Origin of the sequence: Streptomyces sp. NPDC051576, assembly GCF_040681835.1 — a bacterium.
Lineage (GTDB): Bacteria > Actinomycetota > Actinomycetes > Streptomycetales > Streptomycetaceae > Streptomyces.
Map to the genome: position 1 here is coordinate 115,288 of NZ_JBFAZO010000003.1, position 16,515 is coordinate 131,802.

15 protein-coding genes and 3 tRNA genes are annotated in these 16,515 nt (G+C 69.9%); 10 read left to right on the forward strand and 8 right to left on the reverse strand.

Annotation, left to right across the window (positions count from 1 at the left end; genetic code table 11):
• Positions 1-13: 13 nt before the first annotated feature.
• From purF to AB0M63_RS10265, 4 genes are all read right to left on the reverse strand, one after another.
• Entirely contained in the window at positions 14-1,540 is a 1,527-nt protein-coding gene (gene purF / locus AB0M63_RS10250) for an amidophosphoribosyltransferase (RefSeq protein WP_355910780.1), read from the reverse strand.
• A 61-nt stretch (positions 1,541-1,601) separates the two neighbouring features.
• Positions 1,602-1,991, reverse strand: coding sequence for an META domain-containing protein (locus AB0M63_RS10255; protein ID WP_366019073.1), 390 nt, complete (start codon positions 1,989-1,991; stop codon positions 1,602-1,604).
• Between the two features lie 45 nt (positions 1,992-2,036).
• Entirely contained in the window at positions 2,037-2,834 is a 798-nt protein-coding gene (locus AB0M63_RS10260; RefSeq protein ID WP_366019074.1) for a sterol carrier family protein, read from the reverse strand.
• A gap of 33 nt (positions 2,835-2,867) precedes the next feature.
• Complete coding sequence (locus AB0M63_RS10265) at positions 2,868-3,509, reverse strand: helix-turn-helix domain-containing protein (protein WP_366019075.1); 642 nt, start codon at positions 3,507-3,509, stop codon at positions 2,868-2,870.
• Between the two features lie 79 nt (positions 3,510-3,588).
• Between AB0M63_RS10265 and AB0M63_RS10270 the strand changes: the two genes are divergently transcribed.
• Together AB0M63_RS10270 and AB0M63_RS10275 are read left to right on the forward strand one after the other, a co-directional pair.
• A complete protein-coding gene (locus AB0M63_RS10270) occupies positions 3,589-5,082 on the forward strand; it encodes an MFS transporter (RefSeq protein ID WP_366019076.1) in 1,494 nt (497 codons plus the stop codon).
• Positions 5,083-5,167: 85 nt separating this feature from the next.
• Positions 5,168-6,322, forward strand: coding sequence for an NAD(P)/FAD-dependent oxidoreductase (locus AB0M63_RS10275; protein ID WP_366019077.1), 1,155 nt, complete (start codon positions 5,168-5,170; stop codon positions 6,320-6,322).
• Between the two features lie 60 nt (positions 6,323-6,382).
• Here AB0M63_RS10275 and purL read toward each other — a convergent pair whose 3' ends face one another.
• From purL to purS, 3 genes are read right to left on the reverse strand one after another with little or no spacing between them, the layout of a single operon-like run.
• Entirely contained in the window at positions 6,383-8,641 is a 2,259-nt protein-coding gene (gene purL / locus AB0M63_RS10280; RefSeq protein ID WP_366019078.1) for a phosphoribosylformylglycinamidine synthase subunit PurL, read from the reverse strand.
• Positions 8,638-9,318 carry a phosphoribosylformylglycinamidine synthase subunit PurQ gene (gene purQ, locus AB0M63_RS10285; RefSeq protein ID WP_355910760.1) on the reverse strand — a complete coding sequence of 227 codons (681 nt, stop codon included), beginning with the start codon at positions 9,316-9,318 and terminating at the stop codon, positions 8,638-8,640. The genes purL and purQ overlap by 4 nt, the downstream gene beginning before the upstream one ends.
• Positions 9,315-9,578: a phosphoribosylformylglycinamidine synthase subunit PurS gene (gene purS, locus AB0M63_RS10290; protein WP_015659417.1), complete on the reverse strand. Its 264-nt coding sequence runs from the start codon at positions 9,576-9,578 to the stop codon at positions 9,315-9,317. Before purS ends, purQ begins: the two co-directional genes overlap by 4 nt.
• A 382-nt stretch (positions 9,579-9,960) precedes the next feature.
• Between purS and AB0M63_RS10295 the strand changes: the two genes are divergently transcribed.
• The 8 genes from AB0M63_RS10295 (at position 9,961) to AB0M63_RS10330 (ending at position 15,523) form a co-directional block, all read left to right on the forward strand.
• Positions 9,961-10,278: an Lsr2 family protein gene (locus AB0M63_RS10295; protein ID WP_019073805.1), complete on the forward strand. Its 318-nt coding sequence runs from the start codon at positions 9,961-9,963 to the stop codon at positions 10,276-10,278.
• A 359-nt stretch (positions 10,279-10,637) separates the two neighbouring features.
• Positions 10,638-10,709 (forward strand) — tRNA-Gly (locus AB0M63_RS10300).
• Positions 10,710-10,789: 80 nt separating this feature from the next.
• A tRNA-Gly gene (locus AB0M63_RS10305) sits at positions 10,790-10,865 on the forward strand.
• A gap of 129 nt (positions 10,866-10,994) precedes the next feature.
• Positions 10,995-11,933: an ABC transporter ATP-binding protein gene (locus AB0M63_RS10310; protein WP_366019079.1), complete on the forward strand. Its 939-nt coding sequence runs from the start codon at positions 10,995-10,997 to the stop codon at positions 11,931-11,933.
• Positions 11,930-12,700 (forward strand): ABC transporter permease, encoded by a 771-nt coding sequence (locus AB0M63_RS10315; RefSeq protein ID WP_366019080.1) that lies wholly within the window; start codon positions 11,930-11,932, stop codon positions 12,698-12,700. The genes AB0M63_RS10310 and AB0M63_RS10315 overlap by 4 nt, the downstream gene beginning before the upstream one ends.
• A gap of 20 nt (positions 12,701-12,720) precedes the next feature.
• On the forward strand, positions 12,721-14,130 hold the full coding sequence (locus tag AB0M63_RS10320; RefSeq protein ID WP_366019081.1) for a histidine kinase: 1,410 nt from the start codon (positions 12,721-12,723) through the stop codon (positions 14,128-14,130).
• A 676-nt stretch (positions 14,131-14,806) separates the two neighbouring features.
• Positions 14,807-15,424: a response regulator transcription factor gene (locus tag AB0M63_RS10325; RefSeq protein WP_355910748.1), complete on the forward strand. Its 618-nt coding sequence runs from the start codon at positions 14,807-14,809 to the stop codon at positions 15,422-15,424.
• Positions 15,425-15,447: 23 nt separating this feature from the next.
• Positions 15,448-15,523 (forward strand) — tRNA-Gly (locus AB0M63_RS10330).
• Between the two features lie 54 nt (positions 15,524-15,577).
• Here AB0M63_RS10330 and AB0M63_RS10335 read toward each other — a convergent pair.
• Positions 15,578-16,477: a phosphoribosylaminoimidazolesuccinocarboxamide synthase gene (locus AB0M63_RS10335; protein ID WP_355910745.1), complete on the reverse strand. Its 900-nt coding sequence runs from the start codon at positions 16,475-16,477 to the stop codon at positions 15,578-15,580.
• Positions 16,478-16,515: the final 38 nt, after the last annotated feature.

Below are 16,515 nucleotides of genomic sequence, written 5' to 3' on the forward strand. Positions count from 1 at the left end.
ATTGGTACGAGGCTTACGGGCGACGGATCGCGTCGGCCGCCGCCGTGGCGGCCGGACCGGCCGCCAGCTCGGTCTCCAGGAGCTGCTTGCCGAGCAGCTCGGGGTCCGGGAGGTCCATCGGGTACTCGCCGTCGAAGCAGGCGCGGCAGAGGTTCGGCTTGGCGATGGTGGTCGCCTCGATCATGCCGTCGATGGAGATGTACGACAGGGAGTCGGCGCCGAGCGAGGTGCCGATCTCGTCGATGGTCATGCCGTTGGCGATGAGTTCCGCGCGGGTGGCGAAGTCGATGCCGAAGAAGCAGGGCCACTTCACGGGCGGCGAGGAGATCCGGATGTGGACCTCGGCGGCGCCGGCCTCGCGGAGCATGCGCACCAGGGCGCGCTGGGTGTTGCCGCGCACGATCGAGTCGTCCACGACGACCAGGCGCTTGCCCTTGATGACTTCCTTCAGCGGGTTCAGCTTCAGGCGGATGCCGAGCTGCCGGATGGTCTGCGAGGGCTGGATGAACGTACGGCCGACGTAGGCGTTCTTCACCAGACCCGCACCGAACGGGATGCCCGAGGCCTCCGCGTAACCGATCGCGGCCGGGGTGCCGGACTCCGGAGTCGCTATGACCAGATCGGCCTCGACCGGAGCTTCCTTCGCGAGCTTGCGGCCCATCTCCACGCGGGAGAGGTACACGTTCCGGCCGGCGATGTCGGTGTCGGGGCGGGCGAGATAGACGTACTCGAAGACACAGCCCTTGGGCTTCGCTTCCGCGAACCGGGAGGTGCGCAGGCCGTTCTCGTCGATGGCGACGAACTCGCCCGGCTCGATCTCGCGGACGTAGGCGGCGCCGCAGATGTCGAGGGCGGCGGACTCGGAGGCGACGACCCAGCCGCGCTCCAGGCGGCCGAGGACCAGCGGGCGGATGCCCTGCGGGTCGCGGGCCGCGTAGAGGGTGTGCTCGTCCATGAAGACGAGCGAGAAGGCGCCCTTGACCTGCGGGAGGACCGCGTGGGCGGCTTCCTCGATGGTCAGCGGCTTGCCGTCGGTGTCGACCTGGGCCGCGAGGAGCGCGGTGAGCAGGTCGGTGTCGTTGGTGGCCGCGACGCGCGGGGTACGGCCTTCCTGCTTGGGCAGGTCGGCGACCATCTCCGCGAGCTGGGCGGTGTTGACCAGGTTGCCGTTGTGGCCGAGCGCGATGGAACCGTGCGCGGTGGCGCGAAACGTCGGCTGGGCGTTCTCCCACACGGAGGCGCCGGTGGTCGAGTAGCGGGCGTGACCGACCGCGATATGACCCTGGAGCGAACCGAGCGAGGTCTCGTCGAAGACCTGGGAGACCAGACCCATGTCCTTGAAGACAAGGATCTGCGAGCCGTTGCTGACCGCGATTCCCGCGGATTCCTGGCCTCGATGCTGGAGGGCGTAGAGCCCGAAGTAAGTGAGCTTGGCGACCTCTTCACCGGGAGCCCAGACCCCGAAGACGCCACACGCGTCCTGGGGACCCTTCTCGCCGGGGAGCAGATCATGACTGAGTCGACCGTCACCACGTGGCACGCCACCGAGTGTAGGCGAGATCGACCACTGGTCCGAATTCGGGTTACTCGCCGGTAGTGGATCACTTGTCGGCGACCGCGTGCACGATCGTGCCGTTTCCGCTGGTCAGGATGAGGGTGTCGTGATCGACTCGATAGCCGACCTGCCCGCCGAAGAGGGCGAGCAGGGAGCGTTCGGTGCCCATGAGTGAGGCGTCGCACATCATTCGGGTGGTGGACGGGCGGCCGAGCGTGATGTGTCCGGCGCGTACGGTCGCCGTCGCGCCCACGGCGTTGCAGCCGAGCCGGCCGCCGACCCTGCCGGTCTTCTGGTCGAAGGTGAGGTACGCCTGCTTGCCGGCGGACGGTGAGGTGACGGTCCACTTCGTGCCGAAAAGCGGGGTGGTGTCCGATCCGCCGCACGCGACGGCGAGGGGCAGCACGGTGAGGACCGCGAGGGTGAGTCGCTTCATGTCCATGGTGATGGGACGGGAGGGGCGGGAGCCCGGTTCCCCGACTCAGCTCATCAGCGGCAGCAGTCCGCCCAGATCCGCCCGTTCCCCGCTCGCGCTGACCTTCGCCTCTCCTACGGCGTCCTGCCACGACGTCCGTCCGGTCGCGAGCCGGAGCCAGGTCAGGGGGTCGGTCTCGACGACGTTCGGCGGGGTGCCGCGGGTGTGCCGGGGTCCCTCGACGCACTGCACGACGGCGTACGGCGGGATCCGCACCTCCGTCGAACCGCCGGGCGCCTTCACGGCCAGCGCGTCGGCCAGCAGCCGGGTGCAGGCGGCGAGGGCCTGGCGGTCGTAGGGGATGTCGAGGCCGGGGAGGGCGGCGTTCAGGTCGTCGGTGTGGACGACGAGTTCGACGGCACGGGTGACGAGGTAGTCGTCGAGGGGGAGGGCGCCGACGTTGGTGGCCAGCAGCCGGGTGCCGGGGTGGGTGTCGAGCTGCTCGGTGAGGTGCTGCTCGATGCCGGCGAGGTAGGTGTCGAGGTCGGGGTGCTCCTTGCCCAGTCGTCGGCTGAAGTCGTCGATGGCCGCGGAGTTGGCGCTCGTCGCGAACGGCCAGTCGAGCAGCACGGCGTCCTGCTTCGGCGGCTGCGGCAGGGCGAGGGCGCGCTCGATCGCCGTGAGCGCCATCCCGATGTGCGCGACCAGCTCCCGCACGGTCCACGCACCGAGCCGGGTCGGCAGTTCGAGCTGCTCGGGGGTGAGGGCCGCCACCGCCGTCCGTACGTTCCCGAACTGGGCGAGGACCGCGGTGCGGGTCCTGGCGGGGTCGTAGGTGCGGGGGCGCTTCTTGGCGGTGGGCATGGCGGCGAGCCTAGTGCGCGTCCCGGGTCGGTCTCACGGAGTTTTGCGCGCGTACTCCCCGAGCCCGTGTTCCACCAACGCGAAGGCGCGCGCGGCGCGTTCGGGGGCGTCGGCGACGATCGCGTCGACCGGATCGCCGGTGTCGATGCGGCGGTAGTGCTCCTCGATCAGGGCGTTGCGGGCGGCGCTGATCATGGCGGCTGCGACCGTGGCGAGCATGAGGTCGCCGGTCTCCTCGGCGAGGTGGGCGGCGAGGTCGCGGGTGCCCTTCTGAGCGGCCAGGAAGGCGCGGTCACGCAGGACCGGGGTGCCGAGGACGAGTTCGCGCAACTGGCGGACGAACACCTCGCCGGCGAGACCGACCGACGGGTCGCGGGCCTCGACCATCTGCAGGAACTGCCGGCGTACGGCGTCCACGGGCGACTCGCCGGGCTGCCGCTCGCGCACCGCGCGGGCCGCGTCGCCGAAGTGGTCCTCCATCGGCCGGAAGACCAGGTCCTCCTTGGTGCCGAAGTAGTTGAAGACGGTCATCTTGGAGACGTCGGACGCGTCGGCGATCTCCTGCACGGACACGTTGTCGAAGCCGTGCTCGATGAAGAGGGCGATCGCGGTCCGGACGATCCGCCGGGCCGTCTCCAGTTTCTTGCGCTCACGCAGTCCCATCACTTCGGTCACCGCTTTACTGTACCAAGGCGAAATTTAATCCCGGATGAAATATTGACTCGGTACACGAACGTCTTGCATGGTGGTCCCCATGACCGAGACCCAGCGAAAAATCGGCTTCGTCGTCTGCCTCGTGACGATCGTGCTGGCCCTGCTCGACCTGCAGATCGTGTCCGCCGCAACCGTCCCGATCGTCCGCGACCTCGACCCCGCCCACGGCATCGACAAGATCCCGTGGCTGGTCAGCGCGTACGCGCTCGCGTCGGCGGCGATGCTCCCGCTCTACGGCAAGCTGTGCGACGTACACGGCCCGAAGCGGGTCTTCACCGCGGCGATCGCCACGTTCCTGCTCGGCTCGGCGCTGTGCGGCGCCGCGCGGTCGATGGACCAGCTCATCGCGGCCCGGGCGCTCCAAGGGCTGGGCGGGGGCGGCCTGATGAGCATCACCATGGTGGTGATCGCCCACCTGAAGGGACCGGGCGAGAAGGACTCCGGCAGGGGCACGAACACCGGCGGGCTGATCGCGGGCGGTGCGATGGCGATCGGCCCGTGGATCGGCGGCCTGCTCGCGGACCACGCGAACTGGCGCTGGATCTTCTACGTCAACCTGCCCGTGGGAGTGGCGGTGTTGGCCTCGGCCGCCTTCGCCCTCAAGCTGCCCGAGCACCAAGTCCGGCGCCCGCTCGACTACTTGGGCGCGGGGTTTGCGGCGGCGTTCTCCAGCGCGCTGCTGCTGATGACGGACTGGGGCGGCAAGAAGTACGGATGGACATCGCCCGAGATCATGGGCCTGGCCCTCGCTACGGCGGTGACGCTGGCCCTCTTCCTGTGGCGCCAACTCCGCGCCCCCGACCCGGTGTTGCCGCTGTCCCTGTTCAGGGTGCGCGAACTGCGGCTGGGCTTCGCGGTGCAGGCGATTCTCGGGGGCGCGATGATGTGCGCGATCTACTACGTCCTGATCTATCTCCAGGTCGCACGCGGCATCGCCAGTTCGTCGGCGGGTCTGTTCCTGGTGCCGCTGGCGGTAGGACTGGGGGCGGCCGGTCTGCTCACCGGCCCACTGGGGGCCCGGGGTTGGTCGGCACGGACGTTCACCCTCAGCGGTACGGCGACGACGGCGCTCGCCTTCGCCCTGCTGGCCACGACGACCGGCCCGGACACGTCCCTCTGGCTGATCCGGGCGGAACTCCTGCTGGCGGGCCTGGGGTTCGGCCAGCTCGTCGGCCAACTGATCCTGCTGGTCCAGGACTCCGCGCCACGCCACCAGTTGGGAGTGGCCACGACATCGATCCGCTTCTTCCAGACCCTGGGCAACGCGCTGGGCACGGCGGTGTTCGGCACAGTGCTGGCCCGCTTCTACGCCGGGCACGGTCCCGGCGGCGACATCACGGCCCTGGCCCACCTGAGGGGTGCGGCCCACGCGGCCGGCGTCCAGGCGTTCGTGGAAGCGACGCGGGTGGTGTTCTGGGGCGGGGCCGGGCTGATGGCGGTGGCCGCGGTGCTGGCGTGGCGGCTGCCCCAGCCCCCCGAGCTGCCCCGGGAACCGTCCCGTCGGTCGTCTGTCGGAGCTGTCGGTACGGCGTAGGCGGGCTGTCGGTGCCGCGCTGAAACCTTGATGAAGAACGCGCCGGGCGCTCGTCCGGCAGCCCCACGACACACAAGGAGTCGTCATGACCACTCACGTCACGATCATCGGAGCCGGGCTCGGCGGACTGACGCTCGCCCGTGTCCTGCACGTCCACGGCATCACCGCCACGGTCTACGAGGCGGAGGCCTCACCGATGGCCCGAACACAGGGAGGGATGCTCGACATCCACGACTACAACGGTCAACTCGCCCTGGAAGAAGCCGACTTGATGGACGAGTTCCGCGGCATCATCCTGGAGGGCCGGCAGGCGACCCGCGTCCTCGACACGGACGGGACCGTCATGCTCGACCACCCCGACGACGGCACCGGTGGGCGCCCCGAGGTGCAGCGCGGCGAGTTGCGGCGGATCCTGCTCGACTCGCTCCCGGCCACCGCCGTGCGGTGGGGACACAAGGTCACCGGTGTCCGGAGTCTCGGTGCGGGCCGGCACGAGGTGACCTTCGCGGACGGCACCACCGTCGGCACGGACCTGCTCGTCGGTGCGGACGGCGCCTGGTCGCGGGTGCGGCCGCTGCTGTCCGACGCCGTTCCCGAGTATTTCGGCCGGTCGTTCGTCGAGACCTATCTGTTCGACGCCGAGACCCGGCACCCGGTCGCCGCGAAGACGGTCGGCGACGGGTCCCTGTTCGTGCTCGGTGAGAGCGGGAACGGGAAGTGGATCGGGGCCCACCGGGAGAGCGGCGAGACCCTGCACGCCTACGTCACACTGGCCAGGCCTCAGGAGTGGTTCGCCGACATCGACTTCACCGACTCCGCCGCGGCCATCGCGCGGATCGCCGCGGAGTTCGACGGCTGGGCCCCCGAGATCACCACCCTGATCACCGACAGCGACACCGCTCCGACCGTGCGCCCCCTCAACTCGCTGCCGATCGGGCACCGTTGGGACCGGACACCGGGAGCGACCCTGCTCGGCGACGCCGCCCATCTCTCGCCGCCGGACGGCGAGGGAGCCAACCTGGCCATGCAGGACGGCGCCGAACTCGGCAAGGCCATCGCCGCGCACCCCGACGACATCGAGCGGGCGCTCGCCGTGTACGAGGAGGAGCTGTTCCCCCGTAGCGCCGAAGCCGCGAAGGCGGCCGTGGCCACCAACGAGGCCATCGGCGGGGACCTGCTCAAGTTCTTCGCCCAAAAGGGGCAGGAAGACCAGGAAGGACAGGAAGAACAGTCCGCATGACAGGCGTTCGTGGAACGGTCATCGTGACCGTTCCACGAACGCTTGCGTGGCGCCGGCGTACTACGCCAGCAGCGCCTCGATCGTCCCCTCGTGCGCCTCGCGCAGCTCCTCCAGGGACAGCGCGAACTCGCCCTGGATATCGACCGATTGACCGTCGACGACACCGATACGCGTGACCGGCAGCCCCCGCGCCCCGCACATGTCGGTGAAGCGCAGCTCCTCCGAGCGAGGCACGGCCACGACCGCGCGGCCCGCCGACTCCGAGAAGAGGAAGGTGAACGCGTCGAGCCCGTCCGGTACGACGAGACGCGCGCCCTTCTCGCCCAACAGGGCCGATTCCACGACCGCTTGGACGAGACCGCCGTCGGACAGGTCGTGCGCGGAGTCGATCATGCCGTCGCGGGAGGCGGAGATCAGGATCTCGGCCAGCAGCCGCTCGCGCTCCAGGTCGACCTTCGGGGGCAGCCCGCCGAGGTGGTCGTGGACAACCTGCGACCAGGCCGAACCACCGAACTCCTCGCGGGTGTCACCGAGGAGGTAGAGGAGCTGGCCTTCCTCCTGGAACGCCACCGGCGTGCGGCGCGCGACATCGTCGATCACGCCCAACACCGCGACCACCGGGGTCGGGTGGATGGCCGCCTCGCCGGTCTGGTTGTAGAGGGAGACGTTGCCGCCCGTCACCGGGGTGCCCAACTGCTGGCAGGCGTCGGCCAGTCCACGGATCGCCTCCGCGAACTGCCACATCACCGCCGGGTCTTCGGGCGAACCGAAGTTCAGGCAGTCGGAGACGGCGAGGGGCTTCGCACCCGTCGTCGCCACGTTGCGGTAGGCCTCGGACAGGGCCAACTGGGCGCCCGCGTACGGGTCCAGCTTCGTGAACCGGCCGTTGCCGTCCGTCGCGATGGCGACCCCGAGCCCGGTCTTCTCGTCGATGCGGATCATGCCCGAGTCCTCGGGCTGCGCCAGCACCGTGTTGCCCTGCACGAAGTGGTCGTACTGGGACGTGATCCACTTCTTGGAGGCCTGGTTGGGAGAACCGACCAACTGGAGGACCTGCGCGCGGAGTTCGTCGCTGGTCGCCGGTCGCGGCAGCTCGTTCGCGTCGTCCGCCTGGAGCGCGTCCTGCCACTCCGGGCGGGCGTACGGGCGCTCGTAGACCGGACCGTCGTGCGCGACCGTACGCGGGTCGACGTCCACGATCTTGCCGCCGTGCCAGAAGATTTCGAGGCGGTCGCCGTCGGTCACCTCACCGATGACGGTGGCGATGACGTCCCACTTCTCGCAGATCTCCAGGAAGCGCTCGACCTTGGCCGGCTCCACGACCGCGCACATCCGCTCCTGCGACTCGCTCATGAGGATTTCCTCGGGCGAGAGCGTGGAGTCACGGAGAGGTACGTCGTCCAGCGTCACCGTCATGCCGCCGGAGCCGTTGGACGCCAACTCGCTGGTGGCGCAGGAGAGTCCGGCCGCACCGAGGTCCTGGATGCCGACGACCAGCTTCTCGGCGAAGGCCTCAAGCGTGCACTCGATCAGCAGCTTCTCCTGGAAGGGGTCACCCACCTGGACAGCCGGCCGCTTCGAAGGCTTCGCGTCGTCGAAGGTCTCGCTCGCCAGGATCGACGCGCCGCCGATGCCGTCGCCGCCCGTGCGGGCGCCGTAGAGGATGACCTTGTTGCCCGCGCCGGAGGCCTTCGCGAGGTGGATGTCCTCGTGCCGCATGACGCCGATGGCACCGGCGTTGACCAGCGGGTTGCCCTGGTAGCAGGCGTCGAAGACGACCTCGCCGCCGATGTTGGGCAGGCCCAGGCAGTTGCCGTAGCCGCCGATGCCCGCGACGACGCCCGGCAGGACGCGCTTGGTGTCGGGGTGGTCGGCCGCGCCGAAGCGCAGGGGGTCCACCACGGCTACCGGGCGGGCGCCCATCGCGATGATGTCGCGCACGATGCCGCCGACGCCCGTGGCCGCGCCCTGGTAGGGCTCCACGTACGACGGGTGGTTGTGCGACTCCACCTTGAAGGTGACCGCGTAGCCCTGGCCGACGTCGACGACACCCGCGTTCTCGCCGATGCCGACGAGCAGGGCGTCGGACTGGGGGGCCTTCTCGCCGAACTGGCGGAGGTGGACCTTGGAGGACTTGTACGAGCAGTGCTCGGACCACATGACGGAGTACATGGCGAGCTCGGCGCCGGTGGGCCGGCGGCCGAGGATCTCGACGACCCGCTCGTACTCGTCCTTCTTCAGGCCGAGTTCGGCCCAGGGCAGCTCGACGTCGGGGGTCTCGGTCGCGTGCTCGACCGTGTCCAGAGGCGTCCGGCTCATGCGTTGACCAGCTTCTTGAGGATCGAGGTGAAGAAGGGGAGGCCGTCGGTGCGGCCGGACCCGATGAGCGGCTCGACCGCGTGCTCCGGGTGCGGCATGAGGCCCACGACGTTCCCGGCGGCGTTCGTGATGCCGGCGATGTCGCGCAGCGAGCCGTTCGGGTTCAGGTCCAGGTAGCGGAAGACGACCCGGCCCTCCGCCTCCAGCTCGTCGAGCGTGTGCTCGTCGGCGACGTACCGGCCGTCCATGTTCTTCAGCGGGATGTGGATCTCCTGGCCTGCGGTGTAGTCACCGGTCCAGGAGGTGTCCGCGTTCTCCACCCGCAGTTTCTGGTCACGGCAGATGAAGTGCAGGTGGTTGTTGCCGAGCATCGCGCCGGGGAGGAGGTGCGCCTCGGTGAGGACCTGGAAGCCGTTGCAGATACCGAGGACGGGGAGTCCCGACTTCGCCTGCTCGATGACCGTCTCCATCACCGGCGAGAAACGGGAGATGGCGCCCGCGCGCAGATAGTCGCCGTAGGAAAAACCGCCCGGGAGGACGACCGCGTCGACCTGGTGGAGGTTCTTGTCCTTGTGCCAGAGGGCGACCGGTTCGGCGCCGGCGAGACGGATCGCGCGCTGGGTGTCGCGGTCGTCGAGGCTGCCGGGGAAAGTGACGACGCCAATACGAGCGGTCACTTGGCGGCCTCCGCCACTTCTTCGACCTTGACGGTGAAGTCCTCGATCACCGTGTTGGCGAGGAAGGATTCCGCGAGATCGTGGATGCGGGCGAGCGCGGCCTCGTCGACCGGGCCGTCAACTTCCAGTTCGAATCGCTTTCCCTGACGTACATCGGAGATGCCTTCGAAACCCAGGCGCGGCAGCGCACGCTGGACCGCCTGGCCCTGGGGGTCGAGGATCTCCGGCTTGAGCATGACGTCGACTACGACGCGTGCCACGGGCACTCCCGGTGGTGTGGTGCTGAGCTGGTTCCTGCGGGTCTTCGGCAGGTGGCTTCAGACTACCCGCACAAAATTTCTACGCGGGTAGAGTTGTAGGAATCTACGTGAGGACCATCACGATCCGGTGTCGGGCGGGGGCCTTCACGAAAAGTTCAGGGAAAGATCCCGGATCGATCCCGGTTCCCTATTGCGCCGAGACACGCGGGGAGATTTAGTCGGGCTTCACATTGCATTGCCGGGCACTGTACAAATGAATTGGCAATAGCCGATACTTTGCCCATTAACAGGCGGACAGTCGACATCTCCGCACCTCCGTGGCGTCTCTGTACGTCCCTGCGGATAGTGCGGTTTGAGGTGTCGCACGAAGGGACCGATATTCGTGGCGCAGAAGGTCGTGGTCACTCTCTTTGACGACATCGACGGCTCGGAAGCGGCGGAGACGATCGCCTTCGGACTCGACGGCAAGTCGTACGAGATCGACCTGAATCAAGCCAATGCCAAGAAACTGCGTAAGGCGCTCGCGCCGTACGTGGACGCAGGTCGCAAGCGGTCGAGGTCGGGCAAGGCCTACCGCCAGACCGAGGTGGCCCCCGACCCGGCGGCAGTCCGGGCCTGGGCCCAGGCGAACAAGATGGACGTGCCGGCGCGCGGACGCATCCCCAAGAAGGTCTACGAGGCGTTCGCCGCTGCGCAGTAGAAGCTCTGCGAGAGCTGGGCCTGTCCGGCGGATCAGGTCGCAGGGAAGCGACGGCGCCTGATCAGCGCCGGAGAGCGGGGCCTGGTGCGTGCGGCTGCAAGGCGGAGGAGGGCGTCAACGCGATGGGGGTCCCCCCGCGCGAGGTTGTTCGAGCGTGGGGGAGTTGGCAACCGACGACAACGCCGCAGATGGACGTGCCAGGCCCCGCGTCTGCGGCATGATCCGCCGGGCAGGCCCCCGGGCCTACGGCCGGTCACCGGGCCCTCGGGGCAACCGACTTGCGCTGCACCCCTCCTGGTCAGCTAGAGTTCGGAGCACGCCGAGGGGCGAGGCCGAAAGGCCCAGCTCACGGAGTACATGCGGGTGTAGTTCAGTAGCAGAACATCCCCCTTCCAGGGGGAAGGCGCAGTGTGCAATTCCTGTCACCCGCTCTGCATCGCCGTCCGGACCACTGCTGTGGATCGGGTAGGCTGGTGCTCGCGCCGATCAGTGAGAGCTGGTCGGAGGCAATGCGGACGTAGCTCAGTTGGTAGAGCGCAACCTTGCCAAGGTTGAGGTCGCCAGTTCGAACCTGGTCGTCCGCTCCAGTTTCAGTGAAAGCCCCGGTCCGGTGGACCGGGGCTTTCTCGTGTGTCCGGCACCCGTCTGACATTTGTCATGCCGAGCGATGACACCACGCACTGCCCCGCCGCCCCAGCCGCCGGGACGCTGAAGTCATGAACACCAACGAACACGAACACGTGATTGAGGTCACTGACCTACGCCGTGTGTACGGGGGCGGGTTCGAGGCGGTGCGGGGGGTCACCTTCTCCGTGCGGCGGGGGGAGGTCTTCGCGCTCCTGGGCACCAACGGCGCGGGCAAGACCTCCACGGTCGAACTTCTGGAGGGGCTCGCGCCAGCGTCCGGCGGCCGGGTGCGCGTCCTCGGCCACGATCCCCACACCGAGCGGGCCGCCGTACGGCCCCGGACCGGGGTGATGTTGCAGGAGGGCGGGTTTCCGTCCGAGCTGACCGTCGCCGAGACCACCCGGATGTGGGCCGGCTGCACGAGCGGGGCCCGGCCCGAGGCGGAGGCGCTCGAACTGGTCGGACTCGCGCGGCGGGCGGACGTACGGGTGAAGCAGTTGTCCGGGGGTGAACGGCGGCGGCTCGACCTGGCGCTCGCGCTGCTGGGTGAGCCCGAGGTGCTGTTCCTCGACGAGCCGACCACCGGGCTCGACGCCGAAGGGCGCCGGGACACCTGGGAGTTGGTGCGGGCGCTGCGGGACGGCGGCACGACCGTGCTGCTGACCACGCACTACCTGGAGGAGGCGGAAGGACTCGCCGACCGTCTCGCCATCCTGCGCGAGGGGCGGATCGCGGTCACCGGGACTCCGGCCGAGGTGACGGCGGGACAGCCGTCGCGGATCTCCTTCGAACTGCCCGCCGGGTACTTCGTGGGGGACCTGCCGCCGCTCGGTGAGCTGGGGGTCGTCGGACACGAGGTGGTCGGGAGAGTCGTACGACTGGAGACGCACGAGTTGCAGCGGGCGGCGACCGGGTTGCTGCTGTGGGCCGAGCGGGCGCGGATCGAGCTGCGGCGGCTGGAGGTGCGGTCGGCCTCGCTGGAGGAGGCGTTCCTGGGGATCGCGCGGGAGCGGGAGGTGGCGGTATGAGTACGACGACTCCGGTCGGGCGGTTGCGGGCGCTGGGGCGGGCCGAGTTGAGCCTGCTCGGGCGGAATCGGAGTGCGGTGGTCACGGCGCTGTTCGTGCCGTTGGCGCTGCCGTTCAGCGTGCGGCCCGCGGTCGACCAGATGGATCTGAGGGGCGAGGGACTGAGCGTCGGCTCGGTGATGCTCACGGCCGCGATCGGGTTCTCGTTGCTCTTCGCCGTGTACTCGTCCCTGGTCGGCGCGTTCGTCGCGCGCCGGGAGGAACTGGTTCTCAAGCGGCTGCGCACGGGGGAACTCGACGACTCCGAGATCCTCGCCGGCACGGCCCTGCCCTCCCTGTGCCTCGGGCTGGTCCAGTCGCTGCTGCTGGCGGTGGCCTGCACGCTGCTGCTGGACGCCGGGGCTCCCGCGATGCCCCAACTCGTCGTGCTGGGGCTGCTGTTCGGCCTCTTCCTGTGTGCCGCGCTGGCGGCCCTCACGGCGAGCGTGACCAGGACGGCGGAGAGCGCGCAGGTGACCGCGCTGCCGGTGCTGTTCGCTTCGATGCTGGGCTCCGGGATCATCATCCCGCTCCAGCTCCTGCCCGACCGGGTCGCCGACGTCTGCGCCTTCCTCCCCCTCTCCCCCGCGATCCGGCTGATCAGCGGCGGCTGGAACGGCGATCTGTCCGGCTACGACGCGCTCGGCGCCGTCCTGACCGCGCTGGCCTGGACCGTCCTCGCGGTGTTTGCTGTACGGCGGTGGTTCCGGTGGGAGCCGCGGCGCTGAGGTACGGGGAGCACGACGACATGCGGATACCTGGTAGCTCCGGCGGCTGGTGGGGGCGGAAGAGCACGCCCGGGAAGATCGAGACGTACACCCGGTGGTCCTTCCACCTCTTCGCCGTGATCGAGGTCGCGGTGGTCGGGCTGCCGGCCTTCGCCCAGGCCGGTTCCGGGCTCGCGGCCTGGCTGCCGGCGGTCGTGACCGTGCACGCCGTGCTCTGTTCCCGGACCGCCTCCCAGGCCCTCGACTGGACCCGGGGCAGACGTGAGCGGCCCGTACGGCTGTTGTGGACGTTCGGCGCGGTCACCGTGCTGATCGCCGTTGTCGCGATCGTCCTCACGGAGCACGGCCCCGGCGGCGAACACCTGGCAGCCGCCACGAACACGGTCTTCGTGGGGGTGCTGGGTTTCGGCGGCGGCACGCTCGCCCTCGGGGTCCGCGGGCGACGGCACGTCCTCGCGGTCGTGGCGGGATGCGTGGCCGGCGCGCTGCTCGTGCAGCTCCCGCTGGGCGTGGCCCTTCCGGCGGCGCTCGGCACCGCGTTCGCCGTACTCGTCAGCTGCGGCGGTCTGGCCTTCACCTCCGCCTTCTCCGTCTGGCTCCTCGACGCCGTCTACGAACTCGACGAGGCCCGCGAGACCCGCGCCCGCCTCGCCGTCGCCGAGGAACGGCTGCGCTTCGGCCGCGACCTCCACGACGTGATGGGCCGCAACCTGTCGGTCATCGCCCTCAAGAGCGAACTCGCCGTACAGCTCACGCGGCGGGGCCGGCCCGAGGCCGTGGAGCAGATGATCGAGGTACAGCGGATCGCCCGGGAGTCCCAGCGCGAGGTCCGCGATGTCGTACGCGGCTACCGCGAGGCCGACCTCCACCTCGAACTGGCCGGTGCGCAGGGTGTGTTGGCGGCGGCGGGCATCGAGTGCGAGATCACGGGCGAGGCGACCGGGTTGCCGGTCGAGGTGCAGTCGGCGCTGGGGTGGGTGGTGCGGGAGGCGACTACCAATGTGCTGCGGCATGGGGATGCGGGGCGGTGCATGGTCGGGGTGCGGGTGGGGGTGGGGTGTGTGGTGCTGACTGTGGAGAACGATGGGGTTAAGGGGGATGGGGGTGCGCCTGGGGGTGCTGGGAGTGGAGCCGGGCAGGTGGGGTGCGCTGGTGGCGCCGGTGGCGGTGACGTCGGGAGTGGCAGGGGTACTGGGAGTGGGGCCGGGCAGGTGGGGCGCGCTGGTGGCGGTGACGTCAGGGACGGCGAGGGTGCCGGTGGCGGGGCCGGGCTCGTGGGGAGTGTCGGGGGCGGGGCCGGGCTCGTGGGGCTTCGGGAGCGGTTGAGTGCGGTGGGTGGTGCGCTGGAGGCGGGGGCGGTGGAGGGGGACCGGTTCCGGGTGGTGGCTACGGTGCCGTTGCCTGCGGCGACGGGGGGCGTGGCGTCATGACCGCGCGGGCCGTGGTGATGGGGGGCGCCGCATGAGCGCGTCCGCGGCGGGCCGGCTGCCCGTCGTGAGCGAGGTCGCCGGATACCTGGTGCACGCTGGGACGGGGGTGCGGGATGACCGTGTTATTCGGCCGCCCGGTGTCCGCCGTGACGGGGGCCGCAGGGCTGACCGCGCCCGCCACACGACCGCTGCCCGCCACGAATCAAGTCGCCGCACACCTGCCGCTCACCGTGACGAGGGTTCGGCACGACTACGGTTTCCCGCCCGCCGAGTGTCCGCTGCGACCAGGTGCGCCGCGGGACCGCCAGCCGCCACGGACAGGAGCAGCTCGTGACCGCGCCCGCCTCACGACCGCTACCCGCCACGAACAAAGCCGCATCACACCCGCCCCACCGACGCAGCCGCTGCCTGCCACGAACCAGGTCGCCACATCTCTGCGGGCCGCTACGGGGGCGCCGCGTGAGCGTGTTCCTCAGCCGGCCGATGTCGGCTGGCACCAGGTGCGCCGCAGGACCGTCAGCCGCCACGGACAGGGGGAGTTCGTGACCGCGTCCGTCGTGCGACCACATCTCCGCCCGCCCGATGTCCGCCGTGTCCGGAGGTGCCGTGAGCCCGCCCTCCGTCAGGAACAGGCCCACCCCCAACCACTGCCCACCCCCATGACCGGAGTCACCCCATGACCACCCCCGTCGTACGCCTGTTGCTTGCCGATGATGAGCACCTCATTCGGGGGGCGCTCGCCGCGTTGCTCGGGCTTGAGGAGGATCTCGTGGTGGTGGCCGAGGCGGCGAGCGGGCCTGAGGCGTTGGCGATGGCTCGGGCTCATGTGCCGGATGTGGCGGTGCTGGATCTTCAGATGCCGGGGGCGGACGGTGTGAAGGTGGCCACATCCCTGCGGGAGGAGCTGCCCGGGTGCCGGGTGCTCATCGTGACCGGTCATGGGCGGCCGGGGCATCTGAAGCGGGCGCTTGCTGCGGGTGTGCGGGGGTTCGTTCCGAAGACCGTCAGCGCGCAGCGGCTCGCGGAGATCATTCGTACGGTGCATGCCGGAAATCGTTACGTCGACCCCGAGTTGGCGGCCGACGCCATCGCCGCGGGGGACTCGCCGTTGACCGCGCGGGAGGCCGAGGTGCTGGAACTCGCCGCCGACGGAGCGCCGGTCGCGGAGATCGCCGAGCGGGCCGCGCTGTCCCAGGGGACCGTGCGGAACTATCTGTCGTCCGCCGTCTCGAAACTCGGTGCCGAGAACCGGCATACGGCGGTGCGTCTCGCACGCGAGCGAGGTTGGGTATAGTTGCTCTCGCGCCACGGCGCAGCGCGGACGTAGCTCAGTTGGTAGAGCGCAACCTTGCCAAGGTTGAGGTCGCCAGTTCGAACCTGGTCGTCCGCTCCAGCAGAAGAAAGAACCCCGGTCCGGTGGACCGGGGTTCTTTCACGTGGCTGGTGGCTAGCTCCAGCTCAGGCCCGTCAGGCGTTCGTACGCCTCGATGTACTTCGCGCGCGTCGCGTCCACGACCCGCTGCGGCAGCGGCGGCGGAGGCTGCTCGCTCCTGCGGTCCCAGCCGGACTCGGCCGAGGTCAGCCAGTCGCGCACGAACTGCTTGTCGTACGACGGCTGCGCGCGGCCCGGCTCCCACTCCTCGGCCGGCCAGAACCGGGAGGAGTCCGGGGTGAGGACCTCGTCGGCGGCGATCAGCGTCTCGCCCTCGAAGCCGAACTCGAACTTGGTGTCCGCGAGGATGATGCCCCGGTCGCGGGCGATGTCCCGGGCGCGGCCGTAGACGGCGAGGGTCGCCTGGCGCAGCTGCGCGGCGGTGTCCGCGCCGACCTGGCGGGCGACCTCCTCGTACGACACGTTCTCGTCGTGCTCTCCTACGGCGGCCTTGGTGGCCGGGGTGAAGATCGGCGCGGGGAGCTCGCTGCCGTCGACCAGGCCCTCGGGGAGGGCGAGACCGCAGACCGTACGGGACGCGTTGTACTCCAGCAGGCCGGAGCCGGTGAGGTAGCCGCGGGCCACGCACTCCACCGGAACCATCCGGAGCGACTTGCAGATGAGGGTGCGGCCCGCCCACTCGGCGGGGGCGCCGGGCGGGAGGTCGGTGCCGAGGACGTGGTTGGGGATCAGGTCGGCGAGCTGGTCGAACCACCAGAGGGAGAGCTGGGTGAGGACGCGGCCCTTGTCGGGGATCTCGGTCGGCAGCACCCAGTCGTATGCGGACATGCGGTCGCTGGCGACCATCACGAGCTCGCCCGCCTCGTTCTGGTAGAGGTCGCGCACCTTGCCGGTGTGGAGGTGCGTCAGGCCCGGTACCTGGAGCGGCTCGGGCTTTTCTACGAATCCGGACACAGTTCCTCCAGTGGTTCTCTCCAACTGGCTCGATTGTC

Coding starts and splice junctions, on each gene's coding strand:
- AB0M63_RS10255 (WP_366019073.1), bottom strand. CDS start 1,991: ATGAAGCGACTCACCCTCGCGGTCCTCACCGTGCTGCCCCTCGCCGTC.
- AB0M63_RS10260 (WP_366019074.1), bottom strand. CDS start 2,834: ATGCCCACCGCCAAGAAGCGCCCCCGCACCTACGACCCCGCCAGGACC.
- AB0M63_RS10270 (WP_366019076.1), top strand. CDS start 3,589: ATGACCGAGACCCAGCGAAAAATCGGCTTCGTCGTCTGCCTCGTGACG.
- AB0M63_RS10275 (WP_366019077.1), top strand. CDS start 5,168: ATGACCACTCACGTCACGATCATCGGAGCCGGGCTCGGCGGACTGACG.
- purL (WP_366019078.1), bottom strand. CDS start 8,641: ATGAGCCGGACGCCTCTGGACACGGTCGAGCACGCGACCGAGACCCCC.
- AB0M63_RS10310 (WP_366019079.1), top strand. CDS start 10,995: ATGAACACCAACGAACACGAACACGTGATTGAGGTCACTGACCTACGC.
- AB0M63_RS10315 (WP_366019080.1), top strand. CDS start 11,930: ATGAGTACGACGACTCCGGTCGGGCGGTTGCGGGCGCTGGGGCGGGCC.
- AB0M63_RS10320 (WP_366019081.1), top strand. CDS start 12,721: ATGCGGATACCTGGTAGCTCCGGCGGCTGGTGGGGGCGGAAGAGCACG.
- AB0M63_RS10325 (WP_355910748.1), top strand. CDS start 14,807: ATGACCACCCCCGTCGTACGCCTGTTGCTTGCCGATGATGAGCACCTC.